Raw genomic sequence first — 15,193 nt, forward strand, 5'->3', positions numbered from 1 at the left:
CGAGGCGAGGAGCCCGACACCGAGGTTTTCGACATCACACCGGCGGAAGGAGCGGTGAATTTCGCCTACTCGACGGCGACCCCGTACACCTGCCGGGCCGGATTTCCTGCACAGCAGGTTGATCAAGAAATTGGACTCGATCGAATCGGTGAATTGCGCGGGGAATTCGGGTTGGTCACCGACAAGTACTAGCTCCCCGACACGACCACCGCGAGGGCCCGGTTCTTCTGGACCGGGCCCTGGTACCGCGATCGTCCTTCAGCCGGACTCGGTCTCAGCGCCGGGTGCTGACGCGGTCGGCGAGAGCGGTTTTCCTGATGCTCGCCGCATCTGCCGGTCGGCCTGGAGGGGCGGGGTTTCGGCAGGGATGACGAGCAAGGTGAGGCGGGCGCCATGGGCTCCGATGAGGTGCATGACGTCGGGTGGTTGGTTTGTGCCCGGGCCGTGTATCTGTATGCCGTCGTCGTGATCGATACGTCGTTGGGTGAGACTGAGGGCGTTCCAGTCGAAACCGATACGCACGGTCGGCCCGAGGCGTGGGGTGAGCACGTTGATGAGGTCGTGCAGCTCGGCTGTGAGATTGGCCGTCCACGGCCACCATGCGCCGTCGACGTTGCTGGACCGCGTGCCGTCTTCGCGCAGTAGCAGGCGTGGTGTGCGGGTGGGTGTTCGGAAGGGTTGCCGGTCGCGTTGGGGTGGACCGGTGTTCCTCGTCATGTCGCGGTGATTGGTGATCGGGCGTTGCGCTCGACTGGGGATCATGGTCTGGTTTCCTTTCATCCGGAGATAGCGGCCGCCGGTTCGGGGGTGGCGGCGGCCATCAGGGCCGAATGCGCGGTGAGTTGATTCGTTGCGGACGGGACTACCTGCAGCACGATGAAGGTGCTGTCGCTGCCGAACACATACATCGTGTTCCACAGCTCGAACGGGTAGGCGTCGAGTCGAACTACCCGACCGTTGGCGGTCATCTGCGGGGGTGGCGGCGACCATCCCGCGGGGTCGTAGACGACGCGCCAGACGGGGCCGAGTCGAATCGCCAGGACTGCCAGCAGATCTGGCAGTTCGGTGGTGAGGTCGCCGGATCGGGGCCACCACGCGCCGTCGAGATACCCGATGCTTTCGGCTTTCGGCTTCAATCTCAGCCGAGGCGTGTAGTCAGGTGGCACACGGTGACGCGCGGCATGCCGTCGAATCTGTACTGAGGTCATGGTGCGGCTCCTGTTTCGGCTGCGAATTCGGGCCTGCCGACAGCGGGGTGCTGCCTTGCCCGGGTGGTGACTGTCGCGTCCCAGCGGCTTTCGGCTCCGCCTTCGGAATCCCAACGCTGCTGTGCGGCAATTGTTTCGGGATCTTCGACGTCGCCGGCGTCGGCCGCTCGCGGTGTGCACCGCAGCCGGAGCCGATCGGTGGACGGAATGTGGTTGTTCGGATCGGTTCGGATCGGTGAAGGTGTCATGATTCGGGCTCCTGTCTCGACTGTGGACCGGCCCGGGGTCATGGTCATCGTCATCGTGAGGCCGGACAGCAGGATGTCTAGGCCGCGCTCGAGCTCGGTGACACCGTCGTAGGCGGCCAGGTCTGAGGCGAGGCCGCGTAGCAAAGGGAATTCACCGATCGGCAGGCGATCGAGGCCGAGGCGCAGTAGGTCGGTTGTTTCTTCGGGGCGTTCGACGATTTCCTGGAGCTCGTTGAGAATGTGGCCGTTGAGGAAACCGAACAGGGCGCGATAGATGTGCAGGGCGTCCGCGCCGCTGAAGTCGGCTCGGGTGAGTAGATCCAGCGTGTGTTCCAGCGGGCGCAGGGTGCCCAGCGGCCGCAGTCCGAGCGGCGTGGCCAGTGGGTGGGTGACCAGCAAGGGAACCAGGTTCGGGTGCGCCACCGCCAGCGCGCGGAACTCGCGTGCCACGATGCGCAGCTGGTGGCGCCAGTCGGGGTCGTCGATGTCGACGGTCAGTTGTTCGAGCACCATCTCGGCGACTCCGTCGAGGACCGCCGCCTTGTTGGCCGCGTGTCGGTAGAGCGCCATCGGGTCTCGGCCGAGCGCGTCACCGAGGTGTCGCATGGACAGTTGGTCGATGCTGTCACGGTCGATGATCTCGAGCGCGGCCGCGAGCATCGCGACTCGGGTCAAAGGACTGTGCCCGGAGCGTCTCCTGCCGCCATGACCTTTCGGGCGTCCGGTTGGTCCATCTCTGGTCGCGTTCATCGAATTCAGCGCCTCTCGGCTGGAGTCGGTGGCAGGCCGTCTCCGCGTCTAGACCTCCAGTACACGCCCATATCTACGCGGTGTCAACGTTGTAGGTCTACGTTATGTGTCTACATTGTTGAAGGCTCACTGATAGCGAGACGGGTTTGCAGCGGCCATTCGGTCGGCGGCCGCCGCCACTGATCTGACCGGCGCATCATGGACTGGTCGCGATTCGCTGGAGCGGCAACCTGATCGGGCACAGGGCGACACGGCGATCCCGCTCGTAGCCCGCATTTGGTACAGAGTTTTCTGAATACATAATTTTATGTACTGTATGAGTATGCCGACTACCACCAAGCAGGACGAGGCCCTATCCCGGTTCGGGCATGCGCTGTCGGATGCCACGCGGACGCGGATCCTGCTGGAATTGCGGGACGCGCCTGGATATCCCGCCGACCTGGCGGAGACGATCGGGGTTTCGCGGCAGATCTTGTCGAATCACCTTGCCTGCCTACGAGGTTGCGGGTTGGTGGTGGCGGTGCCGGAGGGGCGGCGCAACCGGTATGAGTTGGCCGATCCGCGGATCGCGCGGGCCCTGGACGATCTGCTCGGGCTGGTGCTCGCCGTCGATCCGGCATGCTGCCCTGAGGCGGAGCAGGGGTGCTGCTGATGGTGTTGCCGCTCGGGTCATTCGATTCGGCTGTTCGTGCCGGCGCCGCCGAGGCGGGTGCCGAGGCATGGTGGAAGGAGCACCCGGTGATCCCGAGGCGGTGGCACAGTAGGTCGATGTCGAGGCCCTTCGAGCCGACTTCGGCGAGCATCCCCCTAGCCGTATCGAAGTGGGATCGGATGTGTGGCGTCGGGGAGGGGCGGTCGTGATGGCGCAGCTGGGTATTCCGACTCGGCGGGCGGATGGCGAGCGACGACAGGTGCTGGCGCGGCGGATTCGGTGGCTGGTCGCCGCGACGATTTCCTACAACGTGATCGAGGCGGTTGTCGCGCTCGGCGAGGGAGCACGGGTGTCGTCGACGGCGCTCATCGGGTTCGGGTTGGACTCGGTGATCGAGGTGTCTTCCGCGGCGGCGGTGGCCTGGCAGTTCTTCGGCCGGGACCCGGAGACCAGGGAACGGCGTGCGCTGCAGGTCATTTCGTGGTCGTTCTTCGCGCTGGCCGCCTATGTAGCGGTGCTCGCGGGGCGCTCGCTGGTCGGGGCAGGCGAACCGCGGCATTCCACGGTGGGCATCGGGCTGGCGGGGTTGAGTCTGTTGGTCATGCCGGTGCTGTCGGCCGCGCAGCGACGTGCAGGGCGAGAGCTGGGATCGCGTTCCGCAGTGGCCGATTCCAAGCAGACGCTGCTGTGCACCTACTTGTCGGCGGTGCTGCTGGTCGGGTTGGTGCTCAACAGTCTGTTCGGATGGTGGTGGGCCGATCCCCTCGCGGGACTGGGCATTGCCGCGATTGCCGTCAAAGAAGGGCTGGCCGCGCGACGCGGTGAGGGGTGCTGCGCCTCCGGTGCCTGCCAGGGCTGACGCGGTACGTCAGCCGCGGCAGCGGGTTCCCTTCTCGGGGACGATGCCGTCGAGGAAGAAGCCGACGACGATCGCGTCGATGCATACCGAGCCGTTGTCGAAGGCGATGTGGCCTTCGTGTTCGTTCACCACCAAGACCGCGTCGGCGAGGTTGCGCGCGACGTTCTGTGCGCCTTCCAGTTTCGTCGCCGGGTCCTCGGTGTTGTTCAGCAGCACGATGGTCGGCGCACCCGCGGCATAGACCGCGCTGGACTGCTGTGTCGGCGGCACCGGCCAGAACAGGCACAGCGGAGTGCTGAACACTCGATTGGCGCCGAAAATCGGCGCGGGCGCGGCGCGACTTCGCGCGATCCGCGCCAACTCCGCCAGTATCTCGTTCTCGGACTTCGACCGGTAGGTCGCCGGATCGTCGTTGACGCACTGGACTGCCCAGAAGGACGGATCGGAGGTCGAGTAGGCGCCCGAATCGCCGCGACCGACGTAGATGTCGGCGAGCTTGGCGAATCCGGTGCCGTCGCCGTCCAGCGCTTGTGCGAAGGCCTTTTCGAAGCTGGGCCAATATCTTTCGTCATAGGTCGCCTGGAAGATGCCGATCAGCGCCAGGTTCGAGCCCACCTTCCTGCTGTCGGCGGCGGGGATAGGGTGCACGTCGATGCGGTCGATCAGTTCGCGCAGGGCGCGCATCGACGCTTCGGCATCGGTCCCCACCGGGCAATCCGGCTGGGCCGCGCACGAGGCGAGCATGTCGCGCACGACACGGTCACGCGGCGCGAGTTCGACGGGGGCTGCGCTCGACTCGGGTTCCGCGCCGGAGAAATCCCAGCGCTCGGTCCGGACGCTCGGATCGTCGACGGAATCCAGCAGCATTCGGCCGACTCGATGCGGAAACTGCTCGGCATACTGCTGGCCGATTCGAGTGCCGTAGGAGAAGCCGATGAAGTTGAGTGTGTCCTCGCCGAGGGCCGATCGCATGATGTCCATGTCACGAGCGACGAATTCGGTGCCGACGAAGCCGAGCAACGTGCCGGTCTGACGCAAGCACGCCGAGGCATAACGCATGTGCGCCGCGGCGACCGCGTGCAGTCCCGCGGCGTCGGTCGGAGTGAAGTCGGTGGCGAGGTACTCGTCCATCTCGCGGTCGCTGAGACACGTAACGCCCGCCGTGCGGCCGACACCGCGCGGATCGAAGCCGACGAGGTCATAGCGGCTGAGGAACTTGCGCAGGCTGGTGTCGCGCGCGGATACCACTTGCTCGTAGCCGGATTCGCCGGGCCCGCCGGGATTGGTGGTGAGTACGCCGAGTCGATGCGCCGGATCGGTCGCGCGCACCCGGACCAGCGGCATAGTGATGGCGAGGGCGCCCGGGCGTTCGTAATCGACCGGCACGCGAATCGATCCGCAGTCCAGCCCGGGCTCCTCCCGACACCACTGCCATTCGACTCGTTGCGCCATATAGGCCTCGAGTGTCGGAAATGGCTGTGGCGACGCGACGGCCTTGCCTGGCACGGGTTCGATGGGGGAGCAGCCGGACCCCGCGACCAGTAGTGCGGCCGCCGCGATGCCGAGCAGCCCAGAGCGATGCCGCATGGCGGACCCCCGATCACCGACGAATGCCTTCGAGTAGAGCACGGTCCGACGCTCGGCACGGGCTTCTTCGCCGATTGAAACCGATGCGGTCTCGACTACTCCGCACAGCGATACTCGCGCTCACTGTCGAGCTTCGGCCGGCACCGCCCGGCGGATCGGGACCTCCGTCCGGTTCTCCTACCGGGCGGAGGGCCGGGTGCCCGAATGGTTCTCGCGGCCAGGCTGATTCACGTGGAACTCCCGGTGCAGGTGATGCGGTATTGCGCACGGCACTGCTGCCGACGGGGGCGGGCAATACGGCGTTCTGTGCACAATGGCACTCGATGTAATTTCATGTGCCGCTGAGGTTCTGAAAGGGAGAAAAAGGAAAGCTCAGAGCGTTGTCGCGGAGGTCGATCGACAATCGTGGCCTCGTGCGCGATTCCGTTCTGTGCCACGATGTCCGCCAGTGACGTCTGCTGCATGATTGCATCGAGTGCCGCCGCGGAGCCCGCCTCGTGCTATCCGTTGTCCGATTCGACACTGGTGTCAGGGAAAGAATGATGCTCGTGCACGACGACCCAGCGCCCTTCCTGCTTGCGTAGACCGAAGGTGAGGCGCAGCCGTTTCGCCGGATCGGTGGCGAAATCCTCCGCGGTGCCGCACAGCAGTAGGGCGTAGGCGAAGGCCACGTCACCGGAAGCGGCGACCTCGAGTGACACGATGTCGAACGTCGCGCCCTTGGCCTGCCATTCGAAGAAGCCGGGCCAGACGTCCCGATAGGCGTCGATGCCGCGGACACCCTCGTTCGGCGGCGGCACATCGAACATCACGATGTCGGGCGCGTGGTCGGTGAGGACACCGGCGAGGTCGCCGACGTGCACCGCGGCCGCCCACCGTTCGATCAGGATCCGGATCTGCTTCTCGTCATCGGACATAGGGTTGTTGTCCTTTCCGCACGGCCGTTGAGGGTGGGGTGCCGCGACTCTTGCCAGAGAGCGTGCCGAAATCCCTGGTTATCCGCAATGAATCGGAATGGTCTTGGTCGAATTCGTGCAAGATCCCAATTGCGGGAAAGTCGCCCGCTACCGCTCGGCCCGAACCGTTTCCACGGCGGGTTCCGGCGCGGCCATGACCGAGCGTTTGCGGCCATAGCCCAGGTAGACGGCGATACCGATGGCCACCCAGACCGCGAAACGGACCCAGGTCAGCGCGTCGAGTGTGGTTGCCAGCAAGATGCAGCCGACCAGCGCGAGGATCGGGACCACAGGAACCAGCGGCGTGCGGAACGGACGCTCGCGATTCGGTTCCAGTTTGCGCAACACCAGCACCCCGACGCACACCACCGCGAAGGCCGACAGCGCGCCGATGTTCACCAGTTCGACGACGATATCGATAGGCAGCAGTCCGGCGATCGTCGCGCAGACGGTGCCGAGCAGCAGCGTCAGCCGGACAGGGGTGGATCGCTTGCCGGTGGTGGCGAGGGTGCTCGGCAGCAGCCGGTCACGACACATGGCGAACATCAGGCGCACCTGTGCGTACACGATCAGGAGCAGCCCCTTGGTGAGCGCGATGATCGAGGCGATCACGATGACATTGCCGATCCAGCCGATGTGCAGTCCACCGAAGGCGGTCGCGATCGGCGAGGCGTTGTTCAATGTCGCGAACGGGGCGATTCCGGTCAGCACCGCGCTGACGAGTGCGTACAGCAGGGTGGCGATGAGAACGGTGCCGATGATCGCGAACGGCACATCGCGGCGCGGGTTTCGGGCTTCCTCCGCCGAAGCCGCGACCACATCGAAGCCGAGGAAGGCGAAGAACGCGATCGCGGCGCCGCCGATGACGCCGCCGAGGCCGAAGGGCGCGAACGGCGTCCAGTTTCCCACGTCGATATGCGAGGCGCCGACGGCAACGACCAGCACCAGCACGCCGATGGTCACGCCGACAAGCGCCTTGGTGATACGCGCGGTGAGCGAGACCTCACCGACGAGCACCGCGACGATCACCCCGATGATCAGCACCGCGGGCAGGTTGACGACACCGCCCTCGGTAGGGCTTGCCGTGATGGCCTTCGGCAGCGTGATTCCGAACATCGAGTCCAGTGCGGACACCACCGTGCCGGACCAGCCGATGGCGACAGCAGCGCCGGCGATGACGAATTCCAACAGCAGATTCCACCCGACCAGGAACGCAGGCCCTTCGCCGAGGGTCGCGTACGTATAGGTGTAGGCGCTGCCGGAGACCGGAACCATCGCGGCGAGCTCGCTGTAGCAGAGCGCGACCAGCGCGCAGACAGTGCCTGCGAGCACGAACGACAGCACGATCGACGGACCGGCCTTCTCCGCCGCCGCGACGCCGGTGATCACGAAGATGCCCGCACCGACGATGGTGCCGACGCCCATCGCGGTGAGATCGACGCGGCCGAGGCTGCGCTTCAGCGTGGCGGTACCGGCGTCCGGCGTGCCCGCTTCATCGGGGAAGCGGCGGCGCCACCGCCGCACTGGTGCGCTTGTCATCGACTCCCTTTGGACGAAAAATGGTCTGCCGAGTCCGCATGCTCGGCCCGACTCGACAGACCATTCTCGTCGGTGGGACACAGGTACCCATGACTGGGGGTACCGCACGCACTGCGTCGGCGCAGTGCGTGCGTAGCTGCACTACCTGCTATTACTCGTCGCCCCGGCGGACGCCGGCGCCCATCGCGCCATGGATTCCGGCGTCCTCCGGTGGTGATGAGGGCGGTCGTCAGCTGCGGGAGGACGTCGCGAACGGGGTGGCGCCGGGGGTGCTCGCTCTGTTGACCGGATTCCGCCACAAGCCCTTGCGTCCGAGGATGGGCAGTACGCCCTCACCGAACCAGTAGGCCTCTTCCAGATGCGGATAGCCGGAGAGGATGAAATGGCTGACGCCGACCTTCGAGTACTCGATCAGGCGCTCGGCCACTTCCTCGTGCGAACCGACCAGCGCGGTGCCCGCTCCGCCGCGGACCAGGCCGACGCCCGCCCATAGGTTCGGCGCGATCTCCAATCGGTCGGTGCTGCCGCCGTGCAGTTCGGACATGCGGCGCTGTCCCTCGGACTCGCTGCGGGCCAGGCTGGCCTGCACCCGTTCGATATCGGCGGGGTCGATGTCCTTCAGCAAGCGGTCGGCCTCGGCCCACGCTTCCTCGGCGGTGTCGCGGGTGATCACGTGGATACGCAGGCCGTAGTCCAGGACGCGGCCGTGATCGACGGCGAGTCCGCGGATCCAGTCGAGCTTCCTGCTCACCGCCGGTACCGGCTCACCCCACGTGAGATAGGTGTCGGCGTACCGAGCGGCCACCGGGCCCGCCGGCGCGGACGAACCGCCGAAGAACACCGGCGGAATCGGGTCGGGCCGATTGGCCAGTTGGGCGCCGCGCACGTGGATGTGCTCGCCGCCGAAGGTCACCGGATCGGCGGACTTCCACAGTTCCCGCACCACGTGCAGGAATTCGCCGGTGCGTGCGTAGCGCTGCGCTTTGTCCAGGAAGTCGCCATAGGCCTGCTGCTCGTGCGGTTCCCCGCCGGTCACCACATTCAGCAGCAACCGGCCGCGCGAATGCCGCTGGAAGGTCGCGCCCATCTGCGCGGCGAGGGTAGGGCTGATCAGACCGGGCCGCAACGCCACCAGGAACTTCAGGGTTTCGGTGGTCTCGACGAGCATGGCGGTGGTCAGCCAGGCGTCCTCGCACCAGGTGCCGGTCGGGGTGAGGACGGCCTCGAAGCCGTTGTCCTCGGCGGCGGCGCTGATCTGGTTGAGGTAGCGCAGTGTCGCGGGGCGATCGCCGGACATGAAGGTGCCGTGCCCGCCCGCGACCAGACTGCGGGAATCGCCGTAGGTGGGGAGGAACCAGTGGAACGACAGACTCATCGGAGCCGATCTCCCTTCAGGAGTTCACGGTAACAGGTCGTTGACGCGCGTTTCGGTGAGTCGGTGATGGACACCGTGTGTGGAATGCTCCCGGCGCCGGCAAAACCGTCGGCGCTGTCATGCTCGGCGATGATGGTCGCCGGATCGAGGGAGTGGTCGCGGTATGGACCGCGACGAGGGCGAGTTCCGCGGGCAGTCCGGTCAGCTCCGCGACACATGCGACACCTCGGGTTGGGGACAGTGCGCAGCGCGCCGTGAGCGCCGCAGTCGTTCATGATGTGCGCGTTATGGCCCCGGGTCACCCTTTGCAACCACCGCGGTTCTAAGGGGCGATCCGCGCCGACCTCCGCGACTAGACGTAACTGTCGATAACACGTAATCTCGGGGAACGCGCGGCCGAGGGCGCCCGGGCGAGACCAGACGAAACGAGTACCCCAATGACGCGGCATGTCGACGTACTGATCATCGGCGCGGGCCTGTCCGGGATCGGCATGGCCTGCCATCTGACCCGCGAGCAGACCGGGCGCAGCTATGCGGTCCTGGAGCGCAGGACCGCGATCGGCGGCACCTGGGATCTCTTCCGCTACCCGGGCATTCGCTCGGATTCGGATATGTATACCTTCGGCTACGGCTTCCGGCCCTGGATCGGCACCAAGGTGCTTGCCGACGGACCGCACATCCGGCAGTACATCGAGGACACGGCGGCGGAGTACGGCGTCACCGACCACATCCGTTTCGGGCGGAAGGTGACTACCGCGCGCTGGTCCACCGAAGCCGGGCTGTGGACCGTCGAGGCAATCGACCAGCAGACCGGCGACACCGAGGTCTACACGAGCAATTTCCTCGTCGGTTGCACCGGCTACTACGACTACGACAACGGGTACCGCCCCGAGTTCCCCGGCGAAGCCGACTTCGGCGGGGTAATCGTGCATCCCCAGCATTGGCCCGCGGATCTCGACTACCGAGGCAAGCGCGTCGTCGTGATCGGCAGCGGCGCGACCGCGATCACGTTGATCCCCGCCATGAGTCAGGACGCCGCACATGTCACCATGCTGCAGCGCTCGCCGACCTACATCACGGCACTGCCCGCCGACGATCCCGTCGCCGTCGGCATGAAGCTCACCCGCGTGCCCGCCAAGGTGGCCTACGCACTGGGCCGCGCCCGCAATATCGCCTTGCAGCGCGCCAGTTTCCAGCTCTCGCGCACCAACCCCGAGATGGCGAAGAAGCTGCTGCTCGGCGCGGTCCGGATGCAGGTCGGCAAGGGCATCGACATGCGCCACTTCACACCGTCCTACAACCCGTGGGATCAGCGCCTGTGCGTGGTCCCCAACGGTGACCTCTTCAAGGTCCTGCGCAGCGGCCGCGCCTCGATCGTCACCGACCGCATCGCGACCTTCACCGAGACCGGTATCCGGCTCGAGTCCGGCGCAGAACTGCCCGCCGACATCGTCATCAGCGCGACCGGCCTGACCGTGCAGATGCTCGGCGGCGCGACACTCGAGGTGGACGGCGAACCCGTGGTGACCCGCGACCGCGTGGCCTACAAGGGCGCGCTGCTCAGCGGCATCCCCAACGCCATGGTGGTGCTCGGCTACACGAACGCATCGTGGACTCTGAAGGCCGATCTGGCAGCGGAATACTTCTGCCGCTTGCTCAACCACATGCAGACCAAAGGCTTCGACAAGGTGGTCGCCGTGGCCGAGGACGGCGACCGCTCCGAGGACTCGCTCATGGGCGGCGCTCTCACCTCCGGCTACATCCAGCGCGGCGACGCCGTGATGCCGCGCCAGGGCACCCGCGGCCCATGGAAAGTGATCAACAACTACTTCCGCGACCGAGTCATGCTCCGCAAGGGTCCCATCGAAGACGGCGTGCTGGCCTTCACCGCCGCCGAGGCGGCAACTGGCCCGGGCGCTCGCTCGCTCGCCGACTCTCGCACAGCCTGACCGAGTGCAGCCGTAGCTCGCCCCGTCCGCGCGCCCTGCCAAGTCGGCAGTCGTCCTTGTGGTCGCGCTATTTTCGGGGTCCGGCCCGGCTGTGGGGCACCGCAGCGGGTGGCGGGTGTGAGGGTGGTGTCGGGTCGGCTGTCTCAGGGGTGCGCGGTCGGGTTGAGGAGGGTGTCGGCGACCGTGTTGATGTGGGCGAGGTAATCGCCGCGGTCGTCGGAGGTGGCGGTGGCGCGGGCCAAGGTGCCGCGGGTGAGGGTGTAGCCGATGGTTTCGGCGATGATGCGGGGTGGGACGGCGGGCGCGATCCGGCCCGCGGCGTGCAGGCGTTCCAGGTACCGGGTGAATCGGCGGATGGGCCGTTCGGCGATTTCCTCGGCTAGTGCGGCAACACGGTCGTCGACGGCGCCGCGTTCGTCGATGAGGCGCAGCATCGGGCCCGCGGCGAGGACGGCGGCGGCGAAGGATTCGATAGTGGCGGCCAGCATGTTTCGCGGATCGGCGTGGTCGATGTCCGGTTGCTGGGCGGCGAGGAAATCGTCGCGGACTTGGGCGGCGAGGGCGAGGAAGATTTCCTCTTTGGAGGCGAAGTAGACGTACAGGGTGGCTCGGGAGACTCCGGCGGCCGCGGTGATATCGGCGACCGTGGTGTTGTCGTAGCCACGGACGGTGAAGACCTGGGCCGCGGCGTCCAGTAGTGCGCGATGGCGGGAGGTGTGCGATCTTTCCCGCGCCGCGCGCACCGACCAGCCTGCCTCTGTCACGAGATCATGGTCGTTGACATTGACGTCAATGTCAACGCAGACTGGCGGGCATGCGCATAGCGGTGGCCAACAGAGGTGAGGTCGCGGTCCGGGTGATCCGGACGGCTCGCGAGCGGGCGTACTCGGTCCTCGCGATGCACACCGCGGACGAGGCGGGAGCGCTGCCGGTGCGGCTGGCCGAGGACGCGGTCCAACTGCCGGGCGCCGGGGCCGCGGCGTATCTCGATATCGCCGCTGTCGTCGCCGCAGCGCGCAAGGCGGGTACCGGCGCGCTCGTGCATCCGGGATACGGATTCCTCAGTGAGAGTGCGGATTTCGCGGCTGCCTGCGCGGAATCGGGGTTGGTGTTCGTCGGACCCGCGCCGGAGGTGTTGCGGACATTCGGCAATAAGCTCGCCGCGCGGGAGGCCGCGCAGCGGGCGGGAGTCGCGGTGCTACCCGCGACGGCCGCCGGTGCCGACCGGACGGAGATCGCGGCATTGCTCGCGGATCATCCGAGCGGTGTGATGGTGAAGGCCGCGGCCGGGGGAGGCGGCCGGGGAATGCGTGTGGTGCACGAAGCATCTCGGATCGCCGAGGTGCACGCGCGCTGTGTGGCCGAGGCGCTCGCGGGCTTCGGTGATGGCACTGTCTATGCCGAAGCGCTCGCGCCACACGCACGGCACATCGAGATTCAGGTCGTCGCGGACGGCGCGCGGGCGATCGCGATCGGCGATCGGGACTGCAGCGTGCAGCGCAGGCACCAGAAGCTCATCGAAATTGCTCCGGCACCGAATCTCGCTGCGACGCTGCGGGAACGACTACACGGCGATGCCGTCCGGATCGCCGAGTCGGTGGGCTGTCGCGGCGTGATCACCGTCGAATTCCTGGTCGGCGGCGATGACGCGTGGTTCCTCGAGGTAAACCCGAGGCTGCAAGTCGAGCACACGGTGACCGAGGAGGTGACCGGTCTGGATCTGGTGGCGATCCAATTCGATCTCGCGCAGGGATACGCTCTCGAGGATCTCGAGCTTTCCGGGGTAGCAGCGCGCGGATTCGCCGTGCAGGCGCGGATCAATGCCGAACTCGTGACCGCGGGTGGGGACATAGTGCCGAGCACGGGCTCCATTACGCGCTTCGCCACACCAACAGGGGTCGGCGTCCGGGTCGATACCGCCGCGCACGCGGGCATCGGGCAGAGCGCGCAGTTCGACTCGTTGCTGGCGAAGGTGATCGCCCACGGACCGACGTATTCGGCTGCGCTGCGGCGATGTTCGGATGCTTTGGCGGAGACGGTAGTGGTCGGCGTTGACACCAACACGAGTCTGCTGCGCGCAGCCCTCGACCGGCTCGTCGGCGGGGTCACTGTGACGACCTCGTGGTTCGAAGAGAACATCAGCGAACTCTCCAGTCGCGCAGCAGATTACGCGCCATGGATGGTGCACGCCGATGCCGCCGAACCGTTCTCGGAAGGACAGTACATGGCGGTCGGCGCAGAGACGGCCCAGCGAAACTCGGCCTCGGCCAGCGGGCCGCAGGAGATATTGCACGACGACGAGCAGGCGCTTCGATCCCCGATGGGCGGCACCGTCGTCGCACTCGCCCCGCCTGGCGCCACCCTCCCCGCGGGTGCGGAAGTGGCCGTGCTCGAGGCGATGAAGATGCAGCACGTGCTGCGGGCCGAACAGCCGCTGCGCGTGCTGCGCCATGTCGTCGAACCAGGAGCGGTCGTCGACCCGCACGCGCTGCTGGTGACCTGGACCGACGCCGACCACGACGGTCCTGCCACCGACATCGCCGCAGTGGACCTGGACGCTGTGCGCGCGGATTTGGCGCAGGTGCGGCAGCGGCACCGGCTCGGGCTGGACGAGGGACGTCCGGATGCGGTGGCCAAGCGCCGTCGGCTCGGTCGACGCACAGCACGCGAAAACATCGCCGACTTGGTCGACGACGACAGCTTCGTCGAGTACGGCGCGCTCGCGGTGGCCGCGCAGCGGCTGCGCCGCAGCCAGGAGGACCTGATCGCGAATACGCCCGCGGACGGCTTGATCGCGGGCATCGCCACCATCAATGCCGACCGCTACGGCGCGCAATCGGCTCGCGCACTGGTGATGTCCTACGACTACACCGTGCTGGCGGGCACCCAGGGCATGCGAAATCACGCCAAGACCGACCGGATGCTCGCGCTGGCGCACGAGCAGCGGCTGCCGGTGGTGTTCTTCACCGAAGGCGGCGGCGGGCGACCGGGCGACACCGATTATGCGGGCATCTCGGGTCTCGATGTCACCACATTCCGTGCGATGGGCGCGTTGTCGGGCCGAGTTCCCTTGATCGGCATCGTGTCCGGGCGCTGTTTCGCGGGCAACGCCGCACTGCTCGGTATCTGTGATGTCGTCATCGCCACGCCCGATGCGAATATCGGTATGGGTGGCCCCGCGATGATCGAGGGCGGCGGTCTCGGCGTCTACGCGCCGGAGGACATCGGGCCCATCGACGTGCAGCGCCGCAATGGCGTTGTCCATGTGGTCGCGCGCGATGACGCCGAGGCGGTCGCGCTCGCACGCCGTTATCTGGCGTACTTCCAAGGGGCGGTGGGGGTCTGGGAAGGCCCGGATCCGCGCGTGTCCCGGCACGTTGTGCCCGACAACCGTTTGCGCGCCTTCGATATTCGGGCCGCCATCGAATCCGTCGCCGACCTCGACTCGGTCCTGGAGCTGCGGCGCGACTGGGGCGTCGGTGTCGTCACGGCGCTGATTCGAGTAGAGGGCCGCCCATTCGGCCTGATCGCCAACAACTGCCACCACCTGGGCGGCGCGATCGACGCACCGGCCGCCGACAAGCTGAGCGCCTTTCTGCAGCTGTGCGACGCCCATGGGCTGCCGATCGTCTCTCTCTGCGACACACCGGGTTTCATGGTCGGCCCCGAGGCCGAGAAGCAAGCAACGGTCACCAAGTTCAGCAAGCTGTTCATCGACTCCGCCGCCCTGTCGGTCCCGTTCGGCACCGTCATCCTGCGCAAGGGTTACGGCCTCGGTGCGCAAGCCATGGCCGCAGGCTCCTTCCGCGCGCCACGCTTCGTCATCGCCTGGCCCACCGGCGAGATCGGTGGCATGGGTCTGGAAGGCGCCGTTCGCCTCGGCTTCGCCAAAGAGTTGGCCGCGATCGAAGACCCCGGCAAACAACGCGAAGCCTTCGACAACCTCGTCCAACTCGCCTACGCCAATGGCAAAGCCCTGACCGCCGCCACCGTGCTCGAGCTCGATGCCGTCATCGATCCCGCCGACACCCGTCGCTGGATCCGCACCCTGCACTGATGGAGACTCCCCA

General features: G+C 66.9%; 11 protein-coding genes and 1 pseudogene. 4 read left to right on the top strand and 8 right to left on the bottom strand.

The features are described from left to right. Window positions 1-258: 258 nt before the first annotated feature. The 3 genes and pseudogenes from ACFU4Z_RS18880 to ACFU4Z_RS18890 form a co-directional block, all read right to left on the bottom strand. Window positions 259-762, bottom strand: coding sequence for a DUF5994 family protein (locus ACFU4Z_RS18880; RefSeq protein WP_379064593.1), 504 nt, complete (start codon window positions 760-762; stop codon window positions 259-261). Window positions 763-776: 14 nt separating this feature from the next. Beyond that, the gene (locus tag ACFU4Z_RS18885; protein ID WP_379064595.1) at window positions 777-1,208 is read right to left on the bottom strand and encodes a DUF5994 family protein; all 432 of its coding nucleotides are present in this window, start codon (window positions 1,206-1,208) and stop codon (window positions 777-779) included. A 278-nt stretch (window positions 1,209-1,486) separates the two neighbouring features. Beyond that, window positions 1,487-2,206: pseudogene (locus ACFU4Z_RS18890) on the bottom strand (TetR/AcrR family transcriptional regulator); the annotation flags it as partial. Between the two features lie 322 nt (window positions 2,207-2,528). On the opposite strand from ACFU4Z_RS18890, the gene ACFU4Z_RS18895 reads away from it, so the two are divergent. Next, a complete protein-coding gene (locus ACFU4Z_RS18895) occupies window positions 2,529-2,858 on the top strand; it encodes an ArsR/SmtB family transcription factor (RefSeq protein ID WP_379064597.1) in 330 nt (109 codons plus the stop codon). A gap of 208 nt (window positions 2,859-3,066) precedes the next feature. After that, entirely contained in the window at window positions 3,067-3,717 is a 651-nt protein-coding gene (locus ACFU4Z_RS18900) for a cation transporter (protein WP_379064840.1), read from the top strand. 9 nt (window positions 3,718-3,726) lie between these two features. Here ACFU4Z_RS18900 and ACFU4Z_RS18905 read toward each other — a convergent pair whose 3' ends face one another. From ACFU4Z_RS18905 to ACFU4Z_RS18920, 4 genes are all read right to left on the bottom strand, one after another. Further along, entirely contained in the window at window positions 3,727-5,346 is a 1,620-nt protein-coding gene (locus tag ACFU4Z_RS18905) for an alpha/beta hydrolase (protein ID WP_379064599.1), read from the bottom strand. A 458-nt stretch (window positions 5,347-5,804) separates the two neighbouring features. Beyond that, window positions 5,805-6,221, bottom strand: coding sequence for a YybH family protein (locus tag ACFU4Z_RS18910; protein ID WP_379064601.1), 417 nt, complete (start codon window positions 6,219-6,221; stop codon window positions 5,805-5,807). A 147-nt stretch (window positions 6,222-6,368) separates the two neighbouring features. After that, a complete protein-coding gene (locus ACFU4Z_RS18915; RefSeq protein ID WP_379064603.1) occupies window positions 6,369-7,799 on the bottom strand; it encodes an APC family permease in 1,431 nt (476 codons plus the stop codon). 229 nt (window positions 7,800-8,028) lie between these two features. Beyond that, window positions 8,029-9,174, bottom strand: coding sequence for an LLM class flavin-dependent oxidoreductase (locus tag ACFU4Z_RS18920; RefSeq protein ID WP_379064605.1), 1,146 nt, complete (start codon window positions 9,172-9,174; stop codon window positions 8,029-8,031). 437 nt (window positions 9,175-9,611) lie between these two features. Between ACFU4Z_RS18920 and ACFU4Z_RS18925 the strand changes: the two genes are divergently transcribed. After that, on the top strand, window positions 9,612-11,123 hold the full coding sequence (locus ACFU4Z_RS18925; protein ID WP_379064607.1) for a flavin-containing monooxygenase: 1,512 nt from the start codon (window positions 9,612-9,614) through the stop codon (window positions 11,121-11,123). Window positions 11,124-11,266: 143 nt separating this feature from the next. On the opposite strand, the gene ACFU4Z_RS18930 is transcribed toward ACFU4Z_RS18925, so the two are convergent. After that, the gene (locus ACFU4Z_RS18930; protein ID WP_379064609.1) at window positions 11,267-11,887 is read right to left on the bottom strand and encodes a TetR/AcrR family transcriptional regulator; all 621 of its coding nucleotides are present in this window, start codon (window positions 11,885-11,887) and stop codon (window positions 11,267-11,269) included. Between the two features lie 50 nt (window positions 11,888-11,937). Here ACFU4Z_RS18930 and ACFU4Z_RS18935 point away from each other — a divergent pair, with 50 nt between their 5' ends. Continuing rightward, the gene (locus ACFU4Z_RS18935) at window positions 11,938-15,180 is read left to right on the top strand and encodes a carboxyl transferase domain-containing protein (protein WP_379064611.1); all 3,243 of its coding nucleotides are present in this window, start codon (window positions 11,938-11,940) and stop codon (window positions 15,178-15,180) included. Window positions 15,181-15,193 lie beyond the last annotated feature (13 nt).

It is taken from the genome of Nocardia sp. NPDC057440, assembly GCF_042802915.1.
In the GTDB taxonomy this organism is placed as follows: domain Bacteria; phylum Actinomycetota; class Actinomycetes; order Mycobacteriales; family Mycobacteriaceae; genus Nocardia.

Excerpts from the sequence above, each read along its gene's own strand:
- ACFU4Z_RS18910 (WP_379064601.1), bottom strand. The coding sequence starts at position 6,221 with ATGTCCGATGACGAGAAGCAGATCCGGATCCTGATCGAACGGTGGGCG.
- ACFU4Z_RS18925 (WP_379064607.1), top strand. The coding sequence starts at position 9,612 with ATGACGCGGCATGTCGACGTACTGATCATCGGCGCGGGCCTGTCCGGG.
- ACFU4Z_RS18915 (WP_379064603.1), bottom strand. The coding sequence starts at position 7,799 with ATGACAAGCGCACCAGTGCGGCGGTGGCGCCGCCGCTTCCCCGATGAA.
- ACFU4Z_RS18885 (WP_379064595.1), bottom strand. The coding sequence starts at position 1,208 with ATGACCTCAGTACAGATTCGACGGCATGCCGCGCGTCACCGTGTGCCA.
- ACFU4Z_RS18935 (WP_379064611.1), top strand. The coding sequence starts at position 11,938 with ATGCGCATAGCGGTGGCCAACAGAGGTGAGGTCGCGGTCCGGGTGATC.
- ACFU4Z_RS18880 (WP_379064593.1), bottom strand. The coding sequence starts at position 762 with ATGATCCCCAGTCGAGCGCAACGCCCGATCACCAATCACCGCGACATG.
- ACFU4Z_RS18920 (WP_379064605.1), bottom strand. The coding sequence starts at position 9,174 with ATGAGTCTGTCGTTCCACTGGTTCCTCCCCACCTACGGCGATTCCCGC.
- ACFU4Z_RS18895 (WP_379064597.1), top strand. The coding sequence starts at position 2,529 with ATGCCGACTACCACCAAGCAGGACGAGGCCCTATCCCGGTTCGGGCAT.
- ACFU4Z_RS18900 (WP_379064840.1), top strand. The coding sequence starts at position 3,067 with ATGGCGCAGCTGGGTATTCCGACTCGGCGGGCGGATGGCGAGCGACGA.